Source organism: Dyella jiangningensis, from assembly GCF_003264855.1.
GTDB classification, from domain to species: domain Bacteria; phylum Pseudomonadota; class Gammaproteobacteria; order Xanthomonadales; family Rhodanobacteraceae; genus Dyella; species Dyella jiangningensis_C.
Genome location: NZ_NFZS01000001.1, coordinates 1542453 through 1563213 on the forward strand (window position 1 = coordinate 1542453; position 20761 = coordinate 1563213).

A 20761-nucleotide genomic window follows, 5' to 3' on the forward strand; every position below is an offset into this window, starting at 1 on the left:
GTGGACAAACAACGATCACAACCGGAGGCAATGATGGAACCGTCGGGATTTGCGCGCTGGCTGGTCGTGGTGGTCGAAACCTTCGCCGCCCTGTTCCTGCTGCTGCTCGTGCTGCTGGCCGTCGTCGTCATGGTGGTGTGGTTCGTGGACCGTCACCAGACCGGCAACTCGGTGTTGCGCAATTATCCGGTCATCGGCCACTTCCGTTACTGGTTCCTGCACCTCGGTGAGTTCTTTCGCCAGTACCTGTACTCCAGCGATCGCGAGGAACTGCCGTTCAATCGTGCGCAGCGCATGTGGGTCTATCGCGCGGCCAAGAACGTCGACAACACCAACGCGTTCGGTTCCACCCGCGACCTGCGTGGCGAAGGCGTGCCGTTCTTCGTCAATGCGCCATTTCCCGCGCTGGGAGACCGGAAGCTCGAACCGCGTCCGGTGACCCTCGGGCCGTATGCGCGTGAGCCTTACCAGCACGCGGCGTTCTTCAACATCTCGGCGATGAGCTTCGGCGCGCTCTCCGCGCCAGCGGTGCGCGCGCTGTCGCGTGGCGCGGCCAAGGCGGGCATCTGGATGGACACGGGCGAGGGTGGTCTCGCGCCTTATCACCTGGAAGGCGGCTGCGACATCATCTTCGAGATCGGCACGGCCAAGTACGGCGTGCGCACGCCGGACGGCAAGCTCGATGACGAGAAGCTGCTGGCGATTTGCGCGCACAAGCAGGTGAAGATGGTCAGCATCAAGCTCGGCCAGGGCGCCAAGCCCGGCATGGGCGGCCTGCTGCCGGCGGCGAAGGTGACGCCGGAAATCGCGGAAATCCGGGGCATTCCGGTGGGACAGGATTCGCAGAGTCCCAACCGCCATCTCGACATTGGCAACGTGACGGAGCTGATGGATGCGATTCGCCACATCCGCGAGCTCACCGGCAAGCCGGTCGGCTTCAAGGCTGTCTTCGGCGGTGTCGACTGGATCGCGGAGCTGTGCGAGGAAGTGCACAGGCGCGGCATCGAAAGCGCGCCCGACTTCATCATCGTCGACGGCTCCGAAGGCGGCACCGGCGCGGCGCCTCAGACCCTGATGGAAGGCGTGGGCCTGCCGTTGCACGAGGCCTTGCCGATGCTGGTGGACATGCTGATCGTGAAAGGCTTGCGCGAACGCATCAAGGTGATCTGCTCGGGCAAATGCATCACCGCGTACGACGTGGCATGGGCACTGTCGATGGGCGCGGACTTCGTCAATTCCGCACGCGGCTTCATGCTGGCGCTGGGCTGTATCCAGTCGCTGCAATGCAATCGCAATACGTGCCCCACCGGCATCACCACGCAGAACCCGAAACTGCAGCGCGGCCTGGTGGTCGCCGACAAGGGCGAACGCGTGGCGCACTACGCCACCAACGTGATGCACGAGGTGGGCATCATCGCGCACAGCTGCGGCGTGGAAGAGCCACGGCAACTCGATCGCACGCACTGCCGCGTGGTGGGTGACGACGGCATTTCCGTGCCATTGGTCAAGCTGCATCCGTATCCCGTCATGCCGCAGGCCGCCGTCAACTCCTGAGGCGTCACAGCTGACTGATCCAGGTCACCCGTCTATCACGGCGGGGACGGCATCTTGAGGCAGCCATCGCGCAGCCACGCCGAATCGCATGATGCGACGGTCAGCTGCGCTCCATGACCTCAAGGAGATTGCTCATGGCACCGAAGACCATGAAGGCCGCCGTCGCGCACCGCTTCGGCGAACCACTGCGTATCGAGGAAGTGCCCGTGCCCACGCCTGGGCGCGGCGAAGTGCTGGTAAAGATCGTCAGCAGCGGCGTCTGTCACACCGATGTGCATGCGGTGGATGGCGATTGGCCGGTAAAACCGCAACCACCTTTCATTCCCGGCCATGAAGGCGTCGGCGTGGTAGTCGCGTTGGGCGATGCCGTGGACAGCCTGAAGGTCGGCGACCCGGTGGGTATCGCCTGGCTGCACGACGCGTGCGGGCATTGCGAATACTGCATCACCGGCTGGGAAACGCTGTGCGAGGCACAGCACGACAGCGGTTACAGCGTGAACGGCAGTTTTGCCGAGTACGCGATCGGCCATGCCGCCTACGTGGCGCGACTGCCGAAGGACATCGACTACGCCGCGATGGCGCCCATCCTCTGCGCGGGAGTGACGACCTACAAGGGCATTCGCGAGACCGAGGCGCGTCCGGGCGAATGGATCGCCATTTCAGGCATCGGCGGACTTGGCCATCTGGCCATCCAGTACGCGACCGCGATGGGCCTGAACGTCGTGGCGGTGGATGTGGCCGAAGAGAAGCTCGACCTCGCACGCAAGCTTGGCGCCTCCGCGACGGTCGATGCACGCAGTCCGCAAGCAGTCGAAGAAGTACTGGATGCCACCGGCGGTGGTGCGCACGGTGTGCTGGTCACGGCGGTGTCGCCGAAGGCGTTCTCGCAGGCGCTCAGCTTCACGCGTCGCCGCGGCACCATGAGCCTGGTCGGCTTGCCGCCGGGCGATTTCGCCACGCCGATTTTCGATGTCGTGCTCAAGCGCCTCACCATCCGCGGCTCCATCGTCGGCACGCGCAAGGACCTGGCCGAGGCCGTCGCCTTCGCCGCCGAAGGCAAGGTGGTACCGACGATCGAGCGACGGAAGCTGGAGGACGTGAACGACGTGCTGCAAGGGCTGCGCGAAGGGCATATCCAGGGACGCGTGGTGCTCGACATCGGCACGCCGTAAGTCACCCTGATGGAGCGCACCCTGTGCGCGATCAACGCAACATGTGTGCTGCATGATGCGCTGGCGAAAGCCCGACACTGCGGCGACTGCATGGCGCCGCGGTCGCGCACTGGGTGCGCTCCTACAGGGGTTGGCGGGATCGCCGGAGTTAGCTCTCCGGCATCTCCACCCAGCCTTCGCTGGTGCGGATCTGCAGCGGGCGGAAGCGCCGCTTGTAGTCCATCTTCGGGTGGCCGGCGATCCAGAAACCCAGGTACACCCACGGCAGCCCACGGCGCTTGGCCAGAGCCAGCTGCTGCAGGATGGCGTAGGTGCCGAGGCCACGAACGGTTTCGTCCGGGTCGTAGAAGGTGTAGACCGCCGACAGGCCTTGTAGGCAAAGATCGGTCACGGCGACACCGAGCAGGCGCGAGCCGTGGCGGAACTCCAGGAATAGCGTGGGACTCCACGGCGCCGTCAGGAAACGTCGGAAATCGCTGGCGTCCGCCTCGTCCATGCCGCCGCCGGGATGTCGCTGGCGCAGGTAGCGCTCGTACAGGGCATGCCGCTCGGTGTTGTAGCCGGCCATCGACTCGACGACCTGCAGGTCTTCATTGCGGCGGAGACAGCGTCGCTGCGAGCGGTCCGGCGCGAAGTGCGCCACGTCGATGCGGCAGGGCGTGCAGGCGCGGCAGTTGCTGCAATAGGGGTAGTACAGATGCCCGCCGGCGCGACGGAAGCCGCGCTCCAGCGCCGGACCGTACAACTGGTCCAGCTGCGGTGCCGCCGGATCGATCACGAGGTTCTGTGCCGTGCGCTCGGCAAAGTAGCCGCAGGTGTGCGGCAGCGTTTGGAATAGGCGGACACGATCAGAGCGCATGCACCGATTCTATGTCCGGTCAGCCCTGTCATGTGAGTAGGAAAATGCCGATAGATGAGGTCAGCGTGACCAATCAGGCTGTCGGTTCAGGCTGAGACCGTTCAGATCACGCCCATATAACGCAACATGAGGACGACGAAGGCACCCGCCATCGCCAGCATGACAATGCGGCGAACGCGGGTGGCGACGCTCTGGCGACGCCCTTCCGGGGTGGGATTGCGGGCCAGGGCCAGTTCCTCGCCGTGGCGCACCACCGGCTCGATCCCCAGCTCCTTCAGCAGTGCGCGGGCACGGGTGTAGTCATCCGCGCGGGTCACCCAGACCTGGGCCCAGTTGTCCCGGTTTTCGTTGCGCTGCGAGTAGCTGAAGCGCTGGTACGTGGGCCGGTTGTAGTTGGAACGGTTCTCGATGGTGCATTCGATGCCCTGCTCGGTCAGCAGCGCGGCGACGCGATCGATATTGTCCTGGCGGGGAGAGGTATAGAGCTGACGCATGGAGAAAACCCTGGTTTGCCGTCCGGAGCCGAGCCGGCCGATCAGCGGGCGACATGACGCCCGTTCCCGATTTTACTACGGGGTCCTGGGCCCTCAGCCGCGAAGTCGGATCAGGCCTTCCTGGGCGGTAGAGGCCACCAGGCGGCCTTCGCGGGTGAAGATCTGGCCGCGAGCCAGCCCGCGGGCGCCTTGCGCCGTCGGGCTGTCGAAGGAGTACAACAGCCATTCGTCGGCACGGAACGGCCGGTGGAACCACAACGCATGGTCCAGGCTCGCCATCTGCACGTTGTGCGTGTAATAGGAAATGCCGTGCGGCAGGGTGGCCGTGCCGATCAGGTTGAAATCCGAGGCGTAGGCCAGCAGCGAGCGGTGCAACTCCGGCGAATCGCCGACCGGCGCCGTCAGGCGGAACCAGATGTGCTGGAACGGCGGACGCTTGACCGGATGCAGCTTGTCCTGCGGCCACACATGGCGGAATTCGAACGGTGCATCGACGCCCAGCCAGCGCTGCAGCTTCTCCGGCAGCTTGGCCAGGCGATCCGGCGGCAGCGGTTGCATCGGCTCGATGTCCTCCGGCATGGGGACTTCGGGCATCGACGACTGGTGTTCGAAACCGGTCTCCGGCACCTGGAACGAGATCGAGCCGTTCAGGATGGGCTGGCCGTGCTGGATCGCCACCACGCGGCGCGAGGAGAACGTGCCGCCGTCGCGCGTGCGCTCCACGCTGTAGACGATGGGCGCGTTGATGTCGCCCGCGCGCAGGAAATAGGCGTGCAGCGAGTGCGCCTCACGCGGCGTTTCCACCGTGCGCTGGGCGGCCGACAGGGCCTGGCCAAGCACCTGCCCACCGAAGACGAAGTGCGTGCCGATGTCACGGCTCTGGCCGCGGAACAGGTTGTCCTCAAGTCGCTCGAGTTCGAGCAGATCGACCAGTTCTCGGACGTTGGTTTCCGTCATGGGGCACTCGGGGGCGAAAGTTAGCGGGCGATTATAGCCGGGGCGTCAGTGCCCGGCTCCGGTGCGTTCCAGGCCGCTGCGTTCCAGCACCTCGTTCCACGGGAACAGCGGGCCCGGGTCCAGCTTGCGCGCCACCTCGACAGACGGATCGTCGGAAGCGGGCAGTCGGGCCGTGTCCAGGTCCTCATGGCCGGCGATCTGGCGCAGGTTCGGGTGGGCCTCGCGCAACTGGTCCAGCAGGGCATGCAGGGCCTCGAGCTGGGCAGCCGGATAAGGCTCGGTCATGGTCTGGTTGCGTGAATCCCACCAGTGCGGGTAACGCCCGAGGTTCACCAGCTCGATGCCGATGGAATGGGGGTTGTGCCCGCGCACGTGGTTCGCCACCCGGGTGGTGGGCACATAGCAGTAAATGCTGCCGTCGCGGTCGATGTAATAGTGGCCGCTGGCGCCGGTACCCCGGTCTTCGTACAGCACGCGTTCGCCGTATTCACGGGCCATGGCAAGGTCGGGCAGCTCGGTGCAATGGATCACCACCACTTCCACGGCCTCGGGGGGACGCTCGGGCAGCAGGTGGACGTAGGGCAGGGGCTGGTCGATGACGGTCATGGACGTGAAGTCTCGCACGGTGGCCGATGGCCCGGAACCGCGCCTGTTACGATGCACGGCTTGATGCAGTTTTCGGAGACCGCGATGGGCGGCCAGATCATTCTTTCGCACGGCTCGGACTCGGGCCCGGATGCCACCAAGGTCAGCGTGCTGGCCGCTTTCGCGGAATCCCTTGGCTGGACCACCCAGCGACCCGACTATCGCGAGGAAGACAGGCGTGGCTACGCGGGCTCGATCGATCCGCGCGTGGCGCGCCTGATCGCCGCCGTCGATATGCTGGACCGGCCGCCCGTGCTGGTGGGTTCGAGCATGGGCTCGTTCGTGTCGGGCCTGGCGTCGTTGCAGCGGCCGGTGGCCGGCTTGTTCCTGCTGGCTACGCCCAGCGACATCCCGGGTTATCGCCAGGCGTTCGATCTGCGCGCCGGCGTGCCGACGCTGCTCTACCACGGCTGGCAGGACGACATCTGCCCCCCCGAAGGCGTGCTCGCCTTTGCCCAGCGCAAGCGGCTGCCGCTGGTGGTGGTCGATGACGATCATCGATTGAGCGCGAGCGTGGACCACATCGTCGGACAGTTCCGCCTGTTCCTCGAAACCGTGGCGGCTTCGGCATGAGCGCCTTCTTCGCTACCTGCCCCAAGGGCCTGGAATACCTGCTGCGCGATGAGCTGGTCGCGCTTGGCGCGGAAGACGTGCGCGAGGCGCTGGCCGGCGTGCATTTCGCAGGCACGCTCGCCACGGCCTATCGCGCCTGTTTGTGGTCGCGATTGGCCAGCCGCGTGCTGATGCCGCTGGCGGAATTCGACGCCGCCACCGACGACGCGCTCTACGCCGGCGTGCAGGCCATCGATTGGTCGAAGCATCTCGCCTCCCGCGCCACCCTGGCCGTGGATGCGAACTCGGCGCAGAGCAAGCTCACGCACAGCCAGTTCATCGCCCAGCGCGTGAAGGATGCCGTCGTCGACCAGTTCCGCCAGCGCGACGGCTCGCGACCGGACGTGGACACCGAAGAGCCCGACGTGCGCATCAACCTGCGCCTGCGCCGCGATCGCGCCACCGTCTCGCTGGACCTGTCCGGCGCTCCGCTGCACCGCCGCGGTTGGCGCGAGCTGCAGGGCGAAGCGCCGCTGAAGGAAAACCTCGCCGCCGCGATGCTGCTGCGCGCGCGCTGGCCGGAGGTCTATGCCGAAGGCGGTGCGCTGCTCGATCCCATGTGCGGTTCGGGCACGTTGCTGATCGAAGGCGCCTGGATGGCGGCCGACGTGGCGCCGGGCCTGCATCGCGAGTACTACGGCTTCCTCGGCTGGCAGCAGCACGACATCACCCTGTGGCGCAGCCTGCTGGACGAAGCGCGGCAACGCGCCGAAACCGGCCTTCGCGGTCTGCGCAGCTGCTTCTTCGGCAGCGACGCCGATCCGCGCATGGTGCAGACCGCCAAGCGCAATGCGCAGGAAGCGGGCGTCTCCGGCTTCCTCACGCTGGACAAGCACGACGCCACCCATGTGGCGCCCCCGCCGGGCTATACGCGCGGCGTGGTGATCACCAATCCGCCGTACGGCGAGCGCCTGGGCGACCGGGCCGAGATGCCGCGCCTGTACCGGGCCTTGGGCGAAGCCCTGCGCGAGCGGTTTGCCGGCTGGCGTGCCGCCGTCCTGGCCGGCGATGCGGAGCTCGGCCACGCCATTCCGCTGCGCGCGGAAAAGAAATACGCCCTCTACAACGGCGCCCTGGAAACCGTGTTGCTGGTGTTCGAGCTGCACGCGCGCAGCGAAACGCCGCGCGAGGCGAAGCCGCTGTCCGAAGGCGCGCAGATGCTGCGCAACCGCCTGGAGAAGAACCTGCGGCACCTGCGCAAGCGGCTGGAGCGCGAGGGCATCGCCTGCTGGCGCGCCTACGATCAGGATCTGCCGGAATACGCGGCGGCCATCGATGTCTACGGCCAGGACGATGGCGGGCTCTGGCTGCACATCCAGGAATACCGAGCGCCGGCCGACATCCCTGCGGAAACCGCGCGCCACCGCCTGCGCGAGATCGTGCGCGTGGCGGGCGAGGTGCTTGGCGTGCCGCGGGAACGCATCGCGTTGAAGACCCGCGAGCGAGGCAAGGGCGGCTCCAAGTACGGGCAGTTCGATCAGCGCGGCGAGTTCATCGAGGTCGCCGAAGGCGGCCTGCACTTCCTGGTCAACCTCACCGATTACCTGGACACCGGCCTGTTCCTCGACCACCGCCTCGTGCGAGCCAAGGTCCGCGAACTGGCCAAGGGCCGGCGCTTCCTCAACCTGTTCGCCTATACGGCTACCGCCAGCGTGTATGCGGCCGATGGCGGGGCGCAGGACACCACCAGCGTCGATCTCTCCGCGACCTATCTCGATTGGGCGTCCCGCAACCTCGCGCTCAATGGATTCACCGGGGTGAAACACCGCCTGATGCAGGCCGATGCGATGAGCTTCCTGCAGCGCGATCGGGAGCGTTATGGGCTGATCTATGTCGATCCGCCGACGTTTTCCAACTCCAAGCGCGCCGAGGACTTCGACGTCCAACGCGACCATGTCGAACTGCTGCTGGCGTGCGCCGGTCGTCTGGCGCCGGAGGGCGTGATCGTGTTCTCCAATAATTTCCGCCGGTTCAAGCTGGATCGTGACGCGCTGGATGAACGGTTCAGCATCGAGGATTGGAGCGCGCCCAGCATACCGTTCGACTTCACGCGCCGGGCCGATATCCACGGCTGCTGGATCTTGCGTTTGAACGCCCGGGAGTCGCCTTGGGGCGGCACTGTGAACCACGTCCGCAATCAGGGAAAACGCTGAACAAACAACGCGTTTCTGCTCAGTGCCGATTCAGCGCAAAAGCCCGAGCATTGATACCGGCAAAGAGCGGTAGAAGGCATTGTCGAGTCCTTCTGTCGGAATCAAGCCTCCCTTGGGAGACAAACTCATGAAAACGAAGATTTCCACCGTCAAGCGCGTTGCACTGGCGACTGCCCTGCTGATCGGCTGCGTCGCCGTCGCACCGGCTTTCGCGGGCAGCCATGTGAGCTTGAATGTGGGTATCGGCCTGCCGGTCGTGGGCCCGGCGTACTACGCGCCCGCCCCGGTGGTCTACGCACCGCCTCCGCCGGTGTATTACGCGCCGGCTCCGGTGGTCTACGGCCCGCCTGCGCCGGTGTATTACGGTCCGGCGGTGGGCGCCACCGTGGTGGTGGGTCATCCGGGTTATTACCATCGTGGCGGTTACTACTATCGCGGCGGCTACCGTCATTACGGCCACTGATCGATCGACCGCTTCAACGCACGAACGAAAAAGCCCGGCACACGCCGGGCTTTTTCGTTTTCGGCGCTTCAGGGTTGCGTGCCGTGCTTGCCGGCCTTGCTGCCGAGTGCATCGAACTGTGCCTTGTCGATCTTGCCGATCGACTGGACGGCACAGGGAGGCTGATCGCGCGAGGCCACGGTCTCGCCGGCCTCGCCGCACATCGCGCCCATGCCCGCCGCCTCGTTCGCTCGATTGGGTCGAAAGCGCAGGCTCTGGCCGATGCCAAGTTGCGGACACTTCGCTTGCAGCTTGATCAGGTAGCGATCGGGACCGGCACGGGCAATGACGGTCGTCTGGTCCACTACATACCACTCGTTGACCCGGTCTGGTCGCAGGCATTCGCTGACGGGCCGCAAGGGCGTGTACGCTGGCGTCTTGTCCTGGGCGGCTGCGATGGGCGCCGGCAGGGCCCATGCGGCCAGGAGGGCCGCAGGCAGAAGGAGAGCAGGAGCGTTCATACGTCACCTCGCGTCGGGAGAGACACACCTGTGCCAAGCGCATTCATTGCACTGCGGCATAACGCATTGTCAGGCAAACGCCATCATCGCATCACACGATGTGAACGGTTCGTACGGCATGGTTTAGTGATGCTTGGGCATGATGCGAATCACCTGAAGGTAGAGCGTGCACCTGTGCATCCCGTGCACGCTGCCTTCCCGTTCCGGAGGCGGCGATGACGCTCGCGTCTTCGGCCCTGCAAGCCGAGGCGTTGGTGCTGCGATTCCGGCGAATCCGCTCCCGCAGCTTGGCCTTGTGCGCACCGTTGAGTCCCGAGGACATGCTGGTGCAGTCCATGCCGGACGCCAGCCCGGCCAAGTGGCATCTCGCGCACACCACCTGGTTCTTCGAGCGCTTCGTGCTCGAACGCGATGCCGTGTACCGGCCGTTGCATCCGGAGTGGCACTACCTGTTCAACTCGTACTACCAATCGGTGGGACCAATGCATGCGCGTCCGCGCCGCGGGGTTCTTTCGCGGCCGACGGTGCAGCAGATACGCGGTTATCGCGAACACGTCGATGACGCGGTGGGTGAGCGCCTCATGGGTGGCGTCGATCCGACCACGCTCGCGATCATCGAACTTGGCCTGGAACATGAGCAGCAACATCAGGAGTTGCTGCTCACCGATATCAAGCACGCCCTGGCCTGCAATCCACTGTTGCCTGCGTATGCGCCGAAGGCCGCACCGGTGGCGGCGAGCGCGCCAGTGCCGCTGACCTTCATCGAGGGGCGCGAAGGCGTGGTGGAGAGTGGACATGACGGCAACGGCTTCTCGTTCGACAACGAATCGCCGCGCCATCGCACGCTGCTGCAACCGCATGCATTGGCTAACCGGTTGGTGACCAATGCCGAGTACGCCGCGTTCGTGCACGACGGCGGCTATCGCGAGCCATCCCTGTGGTTGTCCGAAGGCTGGGACACGGTGTGCCGCGAGCAGTGGCAGCGGCCGTTGTACTGGCAGGAAGACCTCGCCAGCGAATTCACCCTGGCAGGCGTGCAGGCGATCGACCCGGAAGCTCCTGTCTCGCACGTCAGCTACTTCGAAGCCGATGCCTTCGCACGCTGGGCCGGTTCGCGCCTGCCCACCGAGGCGGAGTGGGAAAGCGCCGCATCGACGTTGCCGGTGCAGGGCAACCTGCTCGACACCCATGCCCTGCATCCGCGCGCAGCGGAGCCGCAAGGCGGTCTCCTGCAGATGTATGGCGATGTTTGGGAATGGACCGCTTCGCCCTATATCAGTTATCCGGGCTTCCGGCCGCTGGCCGGTTCGCTCGGCGAATACAACGGCAAGTTCATGTGCGGGCAATGGGTGTTGCGAGGCGGCTCCTGCGCGACGCCGCGCGAGCACATTCGCGCCAGTTACCGAAATTTCTTTCCACCCCATGCGCGCTGGCAGTTCATGGGGATACGCCTGGGGCAGGATCGATGAATGTACAAGCCTTTGAGCTCCGCGACGACGATCGTCGCCCGCCTGTCGACGACCTCGTCGGCATCGTGCAGCGCGGGTTGCGCTTGCAGCCGAAGCGGCTGCCGTCGTGGTTGTTCTACGACGAACGCGGTTCGCAATTGTTCGAGGCGATCTGCGAGCAGCCGGAGTATTACCTGACCCGCTGCGAGATCGCGCTCATGGCCACCCACGCCGGCGAAATGGCCGACGTGCTGGGCGAAGAAGTGCGCCTGGTGGAATACGGCAGCGGCAATGCGGTGAAGACGCGCATGCTGCTGGAACATCTGCACGCGCCCGTGTCGTACGTGCCGGTGGAGATCTCGGCCGAACCCTTGCGCCGTTGCGTGCAGGAGATGGCCGAGTGCTTTCCCGCACTGGCAGTGCAGCCACATCCCGGCGACTTCACCCGCCCGCTGCGCCTGCCGATCCCGCCACGCGCGCCGCGGCGTACGGTGTTGTATTTCCCCGGTTCCACCATCGGCAATTTCGAAGCGCGCGATGCCGCCGAGCTGCTGCGCAAGATGCGCAACGAAATGGGCGATGCCGGCGGCATCCTGATCGGCGCCGACCTCAAGAAGGACACGGCCACGATCGAGGCCGCGTACAACGACAAGGCCGGCGTCACCGCGGAATTCACCTTGAACATGCTGGTGCGCCTCAACCGCGAGATCGGCAGCGATTTCGACCTGGCGTCGTTCCGCCATCGTGCGCACTACAACGCGATGGCAGGACGCATCGAGACGTTCCTGGTCAGCACGCGCGACCAGAAGGTACGCGTCGGCAAGCAGCTGGTGTCGTTCGCGCCCGAGGAAGCCATGCAGGTCGAATACAGCTGCAAGTATTCACACGAGGATTTCGCCGCGCTCGCCGCCAAGGCCGGGCTGGAAGTGGCGCATGCGTGGACGGATCCGCAGGCGATGTTCGCCGTGTACTACCTCGTGCGAGCGGGCGTGTCCAAGCACTGATCGGGCGCGAGGCGCGTTCCAGTCGAACGCGCCTCGCGGACTCAGGGGCTGAACACCAGCACCAGGAACACCGCGAACATCGACAGGTGCACCGCGCCTTCCAGCATGGTGGTGCGCCATCCCGAGAAGGTGAGGCTGCTCAACACGAGCGTTGAAGCCAGCAGCACGATGCTCGCCGGCGGCAGGCCAAGCACCACCGGCTTGCCGGTGAACAGGCCGATGGCGAGCACGGCGGGCACGGTAAGTCCCACGGTGGATGCCGCACCGCCCAGGCACAGGTTGATCGCGCGGGTGAGTTCGTCGCGGCGGATGGCGACCAGTGCGGAAATGCCTTCGGGCGTGAACACCAGCATGGCGATGATGATGCCGCCCAGCGCATGAGGCGCGCCCGTGGCCGCGATCCCGTAGTCGAGCACCTTGGCCAGGCTCTTGGACAGGATCACGATCGGCAGGATGTTGAGCAGCAGCAGGGCAACGTGGAACAGCATCTCGCCCTTGCGTGGCGTGCGGCGCGGCGGCGGAGGTTGTTCCGGTTCGTTGGCGTCGGAGTCCGAGCGGGGCGCCACGAAATAGCCTTTGTAACGTCCGGTCTGCAGCCACAGGAACAAGCCGTACAGCGCGATGGTGAGGATCGAGAACGCAGTGGCTTGTACGGACGTCAGCGTGCCGTCCGAGGTGGACGCGGTGAAGTTGGGCAGCACCAGGGCGATGGTCGCGAGCGGAATGATCACCGCAAGATACGCCGACGCGCCGTGCAGGTTGAAGGCCTGTTCGTGATGGCGAATGCCGCCGATCAGCAAGCCCAGGCCGACCACGCCGTTCAACACGATCATCAGCACGGCGAACATGGTGTCGCGCGCCAGCGTGGCGGTGTCGCCGGCGCCGAGCATCACGGCCGAAATCAGCACCACTTCGATGATCACGATGGAAAGGGTGAGCACCAGCGTGCCGACGGGTTCGCCCAGCAGGCTCGCCAGCTCCTCGGCTTCATGCACGACGCCGAAGGCGACCCACACGATCACGAAGAACAGCCATGCGAACAGCGACAGGCCGATTTCATGGCGACTCAGGTGCGCCATCCAGTCCGAACCGAAGATGAGGAACAGGCTGACGGTGAGCCAGGCGATGGCGGGGCGGATGAGCATCCTGGGATGGAACATCGGCAGCCCGGGTTGCTGGGCAAGCGCTTCTTGCGTCATACGATCTCCTGCTCGGAAAACAGCGTGCCGCCCCATTGGATCGGATCGACATCAGCGATGGATTGCGAGAATACCCAGCGATGCCCACCGATGTCTTCGACTGCATACTGGCGTTCGCCGTATGGGTGGTCCGCCGGCGGGACGATGATCTTCGCGGCGCAGGCGAGTGCACGCGCATGGTGACTGTGCACATCCGGCACATGCACCATGGTCGCATGCGTCGCGGCGTCGACGGGCGACTCGGAAGGGTGTTCGATCACGACCATCGACGCGCCGCCATACACGAGCTGCACGCGGTGGTCGCCGATGCGCAGTCGCTCCTGGAAACCGAATACGCGACACAGCCATGCAGCTGCCTCCCGCACGTCGCGATAGGCCAACTCGGGAATGAAGACACCCGGTGGCATGGAACGGTTGCGGATCATGGCAAGTCGCTCCTTCGGATCGGCTGCGCGCAGGTTGCGGCAGGCGATGTTGTCAGTCGGTGATTTCCAGACCCTTGATGAGCCGCTTGGCCAGGCGCGGCTGCCTCAATTCTCCCAGCCACCATGACAAGGCGCGGCCTTCGTGGTCGCCGCGCCAGGCGACGTACAGCGTATTGGGTTCGCGCGGATCAGCCACCTGCTTCTCTACCAGCTCCCCACGCTTGAGCAGGCCCGCCACGCGTTGGCGGGGCAGCCAGCCTACGCCCAGACCCTGCCGCTGGGCGGTGATCTTCGCGCGCATGCTGGGCAGGGCGAGCGTTGCCTGGCCGCCCACGACGCCATAGGCACGCCCCGCAGAGCTGCGCGACGTATCGGCCACGACGATGCTGCGGTGATTGGCCAGGGCTTCTCGTTGCAAGGGCTCCGTGGCCTTTGCCAATGGATGACGAGGCGACACGGCGAACACCCACTCCATGACGCCCAGCTCGAACCAGCGCAGCTTGGGGATGGCGGGCGGTTCGTTGGTGGCGCCCACGATGAGGTCGGCGCGACCATCGCGCAGGGCTTCCCAGGTGCCGCCCAGCACTTCGTTGGTGAGGCGCAGCGCGACGCCGGACTGCAAGCCATCGAAGCTGCGGATGACCGGCGCGAGTATGTCGAACTCGAGGATTTCGTCCGTGACGATCCACAGCCGGTCTTCCCAGCCGCTGGCGATCTGTTTCACGCGGCGGCTGAGGCGCGACACGTCCTGCATGAGGCGCGCAGCTTCGATGGCGAGCAGTTGCCCGGCCGGCGTGAGTTGCAGTCGATAGCGGCGACGATCGAACAGCAGTGCATCGAAGCGTGCTTCGAGCTGGCGCGCAGCATGCGAGATGGTGGAGGGCGCCTTGCCGAGCCGTGCCGCGGCGCGCGACAGGCTGCCGCTTTCGCGGATGGCTTCGAGCAGCGCCAGTTCGTCCTCGGACAACATGTTCGGCCCCTTCGAACGAGTCAGGGCCATGGTAAGGCAGGCGGAGATGCCATGCCCGTCATCCCGATCAGGGCGGGACAACGGGCAACGGCCAGCCGATCAGCCGGGCCGGCGTGCGCCCAGCTGTACCAGCACCTCCTGCGCGGCGCGGATACGCTCGCTGGCGCCGGGCAGATCCAGGATCACCTTCAACTTGTCCTGGCCGTCCAGCTTGTATACGCGCGGCTGGCTCTGGATCAGGCGGATGATCGCCATCGGCTCGACTTCCGGCTTGTCCCGGAACGTGATGCGGCCGCCATTGGCGCCGAAGTCCAGCTTGCGGATGCCCAGCGGCGTGGCCATCAGCTTGAGCTGCGCCACCGCGAACAGCTGTTTGGCCGGATCGGGCAGCAGGCCGAAGCGGTCGATCATCTCCACCTGCAGGTCGCGCAGATGATCCTCGTTGCGCGCGCTGGCGATGCGCTTGTACAGCGTCAGGCGCGTATGCACGTCGGGCAGGTAGTCGTCGGGAATCAGCGCCGGCAGGTGCAGTTCCACTTCGGTTTCGTGCTCGCTGGACAGGTCGAAGTCGGGCACCTTGCCGGACTTCAGTGCGCGCACCGCGCGCTCCAGCAGTTCGGTGTAGAGCCCGAAGCCGATCTCCTGGATCTGGCCGGACTGCTCGTCGCCCAGCAGTTCGCCTGCACCGCGGATTTCCAGATCATGCGTGGCGAGCGTAAAGCCCGCGCCCAGTTCTTCCAGCGAGGCCAGCGCTTCGAGGCGCTTCTCCGCATCGGCCGTCATCGCCTTGCGGTCGGGCACCACGAGATAGGCATAGGCGCGATGATGCGAACGTCCCACGCGGCCACGCAGCTGGTGCAGCTGCGCCAGGCCGAAGCGATCGGCACGGTTGATGATGATGGTGTTGGCGGTCGGGATGTCGATGCCGGTCTCGATGATGGTGGTGCACACCAGTACGTTGAAACGCTGGCGGTGGAAGTCCGCCATCACGCGTTCCAGTTCGCGCTCGGGCATCTGGCCATGGGCAATGCCGATGCGCGCCTCGGGAATCAGTTCCTCCACCTCGCGCGCGGCGCGCTCGATGGTGTCCACCTCGTTATGCAGGAAATACACCTGGCCGCCGCGCTGCAGCTCGCGCTGGAACGCTTCGCGGATCAGTGCCGGTTCCCAGGTGGAAATGAAGGTGCGCACGGCCATGCGATGCGCAGGCGGCGTGGCGATCAACGAGAGATCGCGCAGCCCGCTCATCGCCATGTTGAGCGTGCGCGGGATCGGCGTGGCCGTCATGGTGAGCAGGTCGACTTCGGCGCGCAGCTTCTTCAGCTGTTCCTTCTGGCGCACGCCAAAGCGTTGTTCCTCGTCCACCACCACGAGGCCGAGGTTCTTGAAGCGGATGTCCGGCGCGAGCAGCTTGTGCGTGCCCACGATCACATCGATCTGCCCGTCGGCGAGGCGCTTGAGCGCCTCGTTCACTTCCTTGGTCGACTTGAAGCGCGACAGCACGTCCACGCGCACCGGCCAGTCGGCAAAGCGGTCGGCGAAATTGCGGTAGTGCTGCTGGGCGAGCAGGGTGGTGGGCACCAGCACCGCCACCTGCTTGCCGGCGGTGGCGGCGGCAAACGCCGCGCGGAGCGCCACTTCGGTCTTGCCGAAACCCACGTCGCCGCAGATCACGCGATCCATCGCCCGCGGCGCGGCAAGATCCGTGAGTACGGCGTTGATCGCGTGTTCCTGGTCGGGCGTTTCCTCGAACGGGAAGCTGGCGCCGAATTCCTCGACCAGTTGGCGGTCGATCGGCAGCGATTCGCCGCCGCGGGCTTCGCGCTGTGCATAGATCGCCAGCAGTTCCGCGGCGACGTCGCGCACCTTCTCGGCGGCCTTGCGGCGTGCACGTTCCCACGCATCGCCGCCCAGCGAGTGCAGCGGCGCGAGTTCGGGCGCGGTGCCCGTGTAACGGCTGACCAGGCCGAGCTGCGCCACCGGCACGTAGAGCTTGTCGCCCTTGGCGTACTCGATGGTGAGGAACTCGCCCTCCATCCCGCCCAGTTCCATCGACACCAGGCCCTGGTAGCGTCCCACGCCATGGTCGACGTGCACGATGGGCGCGCCGATGGTCAGCTCGGTGAGGTCGCGGATGATGCTTTCGGGATCGCGCGCGGCGCCACGACGACGCTTGCGCTCGGTACGCACGCGCTCGCCGAACAGTTCGCGCTCGGTGAGTACGGTGAGTGCCGGTTCGGTGAGCGCGAAGCCCTGTTCCAGCGATGCGATGGTGATGGCGAAGCGCGGCTTTTCGTTCGCGGCCACAAAGGCCGTCCAGCCGTCCACTGCATCGGGCTTGAGGCCGGCGCTGGCCAGCTGCTCGATCAACGCCTCACGACGGCCCGCCGAATCGGCCGCGATCAGCACGCGGCCCGGGTAGCTCGCCAGGAAGTGGCGCAGCGACGTACCCGGTTCCTCGCCCTTGCGGTTGAGCGGAAGTTCCAGAGCTGGCTGCGTGCCGCTCGCCTGCGCATGCTCGTGGCCACTCTCGACCAGCTCGATGCGCAAACGCTTGTTGAGTTGCTCGCGCAGCTGTTCGGGTTGCAGATAGAGCTCCGCCGGCGGCAATACCGGACGCTCGATGTCGTGCGCACGCTGGTCGTAGCGCTCGCCGGTCTGCGTCCAGAACTGTTCTGCCGATTCCATGGCGGCCTCGCCCAGCAGGAACACAGCGTTGTCGGCGAGGTAGTCGAACAGCGTGGCGGTCTGCTCGAAGAACATCGGCAGGTAGTACTCGATGCCGCCCGGCGTGACGCCTTCCTTCATGTCCTGGTAGAGCGGACAGCGGCGCACGTCGATGGGGAAGCGCTCGCGCAGGTGCGTGCGGAAATCCTTGGCGGCGTTTTCGGTGAGCGGGAACTCGCGTGCCGGCAGCAGTTCGATGCGCTCCACCTGCTGCTGCGAGCGCTGCGTTTCCGGGTCGAAGCTGCGGATCGACTCGATCTCGTCGTCGAACAATTCGATGCGATACGGTTCGGCCGCGCCCATCGGAAAGATGTCGATCAGCGCACCGCGCACGGCGAAGTCGCCTGGCTCGGCCACCTGCGGCACGTTGCGATAACCCGCGGCTTCCAGTCGCCGCTGCTCGGTGGCGAGGTCCAGCTTCTGGCCCTTCTTCACCATCAGCCCGCTGCCGGTGATGTGGCTGCGCGGGGCGATGCGCTGCATCAGCGTGGCGATCGGCACCACCAGCACGCCGCGTTGCGTGTTCGGCAACTGGAACAGCGTGGCGATGCGCTGGGAGACGATGTCCGGATGCGGGCTGAACACGTCGTAGGGCAGCGTTTCCCAATCGGGGAAATGCAGCACGGGGAGGTTGCCGGCGAAGACGCGCAGCTCCTCCTCCAGTGCATGGGCACGTTGCGTGTCGCGGGTCACCGCGACCAGCAGGCCCTGATGGGTGCGCGCGGCTTCGGCCACCAGCAGGGCGCGCGAGGAGCCATGCGGCGACGTCCAGAAACGGCGCTGCTTGGGGCTGGTGGGCAGGGACGGATGCGGGATCGTTTGGGCCATGCGTACGCGGGATCGGAGGGCGGCTTCGTCGGGCGGCGCCGCGAAAGCGGGCAAGTGTAACGCGAGCGCCCCGGACGGACCGGGGCGCTGGCTTGGTGACCTGTTGTTGGGGCGCGCTGCCTGCGCGACAACCCTTCCGCCGTGCGTGGCGCGGATCAGAGCTGCAGGGAGATCTGCGTCGTGCCGGGCTCTTCCGGCGTCAGGCGGCGGACGAAGCCCAGTTCCTTGCACAGGTGCAGCATGGGGCGGTTCTCCAGCAGCACATAGCCCCAGATCTCATGCAGGCCACGGCGACGGCAGTCGTCCACCAGGCGCTGCATCAGCAAGGCGCCCAGGCCCTGGCGGGTCCATTCGCGCTCGACCAGCACCGAGAACTCGGCACTGTTGGCGGCTTCGTCGACGTAGATGCGGCCCACGCCGCGGATCTCGGCCGGATGCACGGTCTCGTCCATCAGCACGAAGGCGGTTTCCAGGGCAGGATCGATGCGGCAGAGGCGCTGGGCCATCGGCTCGGGCAGCTCGCCCATCGAATGCAGGAAGCGACGGCGGATGTCTTCGGGAGACAGCCGTCCGAACTGGCGCTTGAGGGCCGCAACGTCTCCCGGTTCGATGCCGCGCAGGCGCAGTTCGCGGCCGTCGTGGGCATGCACCAGCTCACCTTTCGGGCGTGGCAGCTCGAGGAGGCGTGGCCGGGCAAATCGCTCCCGGCTGCGCAGGGGGAGGGCGCGGCGGGTATTGGTGAGATCGATCGCGGTGCTCATGGCCATACTTTACCGTATTGTGTGCGATGCAACATGAATGAAACTCCTTTTGGAGAGGGCTTCCAAGAGGCTCTATGTCGCACCGCATTGCCGATGCGGCGCCCACGCGCGGCTATGGCGCCGCTGACACGCCAGAATGCGCCTTTGGAGCATGTCAGTCGGTCGAGGGAGGGTGAAATCCATGGCAGCGAGCAAAGGCATGACGGTTGCCCAGCTGGAGGCGCTCTGCGGGCGTCTGCCCGGGGCGACGCGGGACATCAAATGGGGCGCCGACCTGGTGTTCAGCGTGGGCGGCAAGATGTTCGCCGTGACGCCGGCCGATAGCAGCGAGGCAGGCCGGCTCGCCTTCAAGGTGCCCGATGATCGCTTCCTGGAACTCACGGACCAGCCCGGTATCATCGCGTCCCCCTATCTGGCCCGCGCCCGCTGGGTGTCGGTGGTCGAACCCCGGCGATTCACTACCGCCGAACTCGCCACGCATATCGAGACCTCCTACGGCCTGGTGCGGGCCAGGCTCACCAAGAAGATGCAGGCGGAACTGGGCCCATGGCCCACGGAGAAAGCGAAGTGAAGCAACACATCGGAAGCATCGCGCTGGTCGTGGCCGACTACGACGACGCCATTGCCTGGTACACGACGGTGCTTGGTTTCCAGCTGGTCGAGGACACCGACATGGGCGGTGGCAAGCGCTGGGTCATCGTTGCGCCGCCCGGCGCCACGGAAACACGCCTGTTGCTGGCGAAGGCGTCAGGTGCGGAGCAGGCCGCACGCGTGGGCGACCAGACTGGCGGCCGCGTCTTCCTGCTGCTGCACACGGATGATTTCTGGCGCGACTACGAGCGCATGCGTGGAGCGGGTGCGGAGTTCTGCGAAGAGCCGCGCACGGAGAGCTATGGCACCGTGGTGGTGTTCAAGGATCTGTACGGCAACAAGTGGGATTTGCTGCAGCTGGCGTCGCCCTGATTCCTTGTAGGAGCGCACCCGCTGCGCGAAGGGCCTACAGCACGGGAAGATCGCCACGCCGCGGTTGCGCACTGGGTGCGCTCCTACAGTGGAGGGGACATCAATCCGCCACGTCCGGCTCGAAGAAGCTCCAGCGGATGTCCGGGAAGCGCTCCTTCATCGCGCGCTCGACGTCGTTGATGTTGGCGATCAGGGTTGCCTGATCCGGCGCGGGCGACATGCGGGCCTTGACGGCCACCATCACGTCTGGACCCATCTGCAGCGTGATGAGGTTGAGCACGACGTCCACTTCAGGACGCGCATTGACGAAGGCGAGCATTTCTTCGCGCCGTGCGGGCTCGACGCCTTGGCCGATCAGCAGCGCCTTCACTTCGTAGGCCACGGCGATGGCGACGACGACCAGCAGTGCGCCGATGACGATGGTGCCGATGGCGTCGTAGAGAAGGTTGCCGGTGATCATGGTGGCGAGCACCGCGACGAGCGCGACGCTGAGGCCCAGCAGCGCCGCGAGATCTTCGCCGAAGATCACCAGCAACTCGCTGGAGCGCGTCTCGTGGAACCATCGCCACAGGCTGCGTTCCCCGCGTGCCTTGTTCACTTCGGTGAGACAGCCGTGCATCGAGATGGATTCGGCCACCACGCCGAAGCCGAGCACGCCGATGGCCAGCCAGGGCCATTTCAGCGGTTCGGGATGGCTGAGTTTGTGGATGCCTTCGTAGATCGAAAACATGCCGCCGACGCTGAACAGCAGCATCGCCACCAGGAACGACCAGAAATACGGTGCACGGCCCCAACCCAGCGGATACTCATCCGACGGCGGGCGATCGGCCTGGCGCATGCCCAACAGCAGCAGCCCCTGGTTGCCGCAATCGGCGAGTGAGTGCACCGCTTCGGCCATCATCGCCCCCGAGCCGGTGACGAAGGCGGCGACGAGCTTGCTGATAAAGATGGCGAAGTTGGCGCCGAGAGCGAGCAGGATCGCTCTCAGCGAATTGGCGTGGCCTGACATCGTGCATTCCCTTGGACG

The 20761-nt window shown here is 65.9% G+C and carries 20 protein-coding genes; 9 read left to right on the plus strand and 11 right to left on the minus strand.

What is annotated here, in order from left to right; all coding sequences use genetic code 11:
- Positions 1 to 33: 33 nt before the first annotated feature.
- Positions 34 to 1554, plus strand: a complete 1521-nt coding sequence (locus tag CA260_RS06875; RefSeq protein ID WP_111983041.1) for an FMN-binding glutamate synthase family protein — start codon at positions 34 to 36, stop codon at positions 1552 to 1554.
- A gap of 134 nt (positions 1555 to 1688) precedes the next feature.
- The gene (gene adhP, locus CA260_RS06880) at positions 1689 to 2726 is read left to right on the plus strand and encodes an alcohol dehydrogenase AdhP (protein WP_111981654.1); all 1038 of its coding nucleotides are present in this window, start codon (positions 1689 to 1691) and stop codon (positions 2724 to 2726) included.
- Between the two features lie 148 nt (positions 2727 to 2874).
- Here the strand turns inward: adhP and CA260_RS06885 are convergent, their stop codons facing one another.
- The 4 genes from CA260_RS06885 to CA260_RS06900 form a co-directional block, all read right to left on the minus strand.
- Positions 2875 to 3585 carry an arginyltransferase gene (locus CA260_RS06885; protein ID WP_111981656.1) on the minus strand — a complete coding sequence of 237 codons (711 nt, stop codon included), beginning with the start codon at positions 3583 to 3585 and terminating at the stop codon, positions 2875 to 2877.
- A gap of 101 nt (positions 3586 to 3686) precedes the next feature.
- Entirely contained in the window at positions 3687 to 4079 is a 393-nt protein-coding gene (locus CA260_RS06890) for a putative signal transducing protein (protein WP_111981658.1), read from the minus strand.
- 93 nt (positions 4080 to 4172) lie between these two features.
- On the minus strand, positions 4173 to 5036 hold the full coding sequence (gene tesB, locus CA260_RS06895) for an acyl-CoA thioesterase II (protein WP_111981659.1): 864 nt from the start codon (positions 5034 to 5036) through the stop codon (positions 4173 to 4175).
- A gap of 45 nt (positions 5037 to 5081) precedes the next feature.
- The gene (locus CA260_RS06900; RefSeq protein ID WP_111981661.1) at positions 5082 to 5642 is read right to left on the minus strand and encodes an N-acetylmuramoyl-L-alanine amidase; all 561 of its coding nucleotides are present in this window, start codon (positions 5640 to 5642) and stop codon (positions 5082 to 5084) included.
- Between the two features lie 84 nt (positions 5643 to 5726).
- Here CA260_RS06900 and CA260_RS06905 point away from each other — a divergent pair, with 84 nt between their 5' ends.
- From CA260_RS06905 to CA260_RS06915, 3 genes are all read left to right on the plus strand, one after another.
- Positions 5727 to 6254, plus strand: coding sequence for an alpha/beta hydrolase (locus CA260_RS06905; RefSeq protein ID WP_111983042.1), 528 nt, complete (start codon positions 5727 to 5729; stop codon positions 6252 to 6254).
- Positions 6251 to 8446, plus strand: coding sequence for a bifunctional 23S rRNA (guanine(2069)-N(7))-methyltransferase RlmK/23S rRNA (guanine(2445)-N(2))-methyltransferase RlmL (gene rlmKL / locus CA260_RS06910; protein ID WP_111981663.1), 2196 nt, complete (start codon positions 6251 to 6253; stop codon positions 8444 to 8446). Before CA260_RS06905 ends, rlmKL begins: the two co-directional genes overlap by 4 nt.
- Positions 8447 to 8573: 127 nt before the next feature.
- Positions 8574 to 8909, plus strand: a complete 336-nt coding sequence (locus CA260_RS06915) for a hypothetical protein (protein ID WP_111981666.1) — start codon at positions 8574 to 8576, stop codon at positions 8907 to 8909.
- Positions 8910 to 8977: 68 nt separating this feature from the next.
- Here the strand turns inward: CA260_RS06915 and CA260_RS06920 are convergent, their stop codons facing one another.
- Entirely contained in the window at positions 8978 to 9409 is a 432-nt protein-coding gene (locus CA260_RS06920; RefSeq protein WP_111981669.1) for a DUF6491 family protein, read from the minus strand.
- Between the two features lie 215 nt (positions 9410 to 9624).
- Between CA260_RS06920 and egtB the strand changes: the two genes are divergently transcribed.
- Complete coding sequence (gene egtB / locus CA260_RS06925) at positions 9625 to 10878, plus strand: ergothioneine biosynthesis protein EgtB (RefSeq protein WP_111981672.1); 1254 nt, start codon at positions 9625 to 9627, stop codon at positions 10876 to 10878.
- Positions 10875 to 11861: an L-histidine N(alpha)-methyltransferase gene (gene egtD / locus CA260_RS06930; protein WP_111981675.1), complete on the plus strand. Its 987-nt coding sequence runs from the start codon at positions 10875 to 10877 to the stop codon at positions 11859 to 11861. The genes egtB and egtD overlap by 4 nt, the downstream gene beginning before the upstream one ends.
- Positions 11862 to 11902: 41 nt before the next feature.
- Here egtD and CA260_RS06935 read toward each other — a convergent pair whose 3' ends face one another.
- From CA260_RS06935 to CA260_RS06955, 5 genes are all read right to left on the minus strand, one after another.
- A complete protein-coding gene (locus CA260_RS06935; RefSeq protein WP_111981678.1) occupies positions 11903 to 13060 on the minus strand; it encodes a calcium:proton antiporter in 1158 nt (385 codons plus the stop codon).
- On the minus strand, positions 13057 to 13485 hold the full coding sequence (locus tag CA260_RS06940; RefSeq protein WP_111981681.1) for a VOC family protein: 429 nt from the start codon (positions 13483 to 13485) through the stop codon (positions 13057 to 13059). The genes CA260_RS06935 and CA260_RS06940 overlap by 4 nt, the downstream gene beginning before the upstream one ends.
- A gap of 52 nt (positions 13486 to 13537) precedes the next feature.
- Positions 13538 to 14455 carry a LysR family transcriptional regulator gene (locus CA260_RS06945; RefSeq protein WP_111983043.1) on the minus strand — a complete coding sequence of 306 codons (918 nt, stop codon included), beginning with the start codon at positions 14453 to 14455 and terminating at the stop codon, positions 13538 to 13540.
- 99 nt (positions 14456 to 14554) lie between these two features.
- Complete coding sequence (gene mfd / locus CA260_RS06950) at positions 14555 to 18010, minus strand: transcription-repair coupling factor (protein ID WP_111981695.1); 3456 nt, start codon at positions 18008 to 18010, stop codon at positions 14555 to 14557.
- A gap of 155 nt (positions 18011 to 18165) precedes the next feature.
- The gene (locus CA260_RS06955; RefSeq protein WP_172461738.1) at positions 18166 to 18771 is read right to left on the minus strand and encodes a GNAT family N-acetyltransferase; all 606 of its coding nucleotides are present in this window, start codon (positions 18769 to 18771) and stop codon (positions 18166 to 18168) included.
- Between the two features lie 181 nt (positions 18772 to 18952).
- Between CA260_RS06955 and CA260_RS06960 the strand changes: the two genes are divergently transcribed.
- Entirely contained in the window at positions 18953 to 19342 is a 390-nt protein-coding gene (locus CA260_RS06960) for an MmcQ/YjbR family DNA-binding protein (protein WP_238149632.1), read from the plus strand.
- Positions 19339 to 19734, plus strand: coding sequence for a VOC family protein (locus CA260_RS06965; RefSeq protein ID WP_111981699.1), 396 nt, complete (start codon positions 19339 to 19341; stop codon positions 19732 to 19734). The genes CA260_RS06960 and CA260_RS06965 overlap by 4 nt, the downstream gene beginning before the upstream one ends.
- 100 nt (positions 19735 to 19834) lie before the next feature.
- Here the strand turns inward: CA260_RS06965 and CA260_RS06970 are convergent, their stop codons facing one another.
- Positions 19835 to 20743 (minus strand): cation diffusion facilitator family transporter, encoded by a 909-nt coding sequence (locus tag CA260_RS06970; protein WP_111981701.1) that lies wholly within the window; start codon positions 20741 to 20743, stop codon positions 19835 to 19837.
- Between the last annotated feature and the right edge of the window lie 18 nt (positions 20744 to 20761).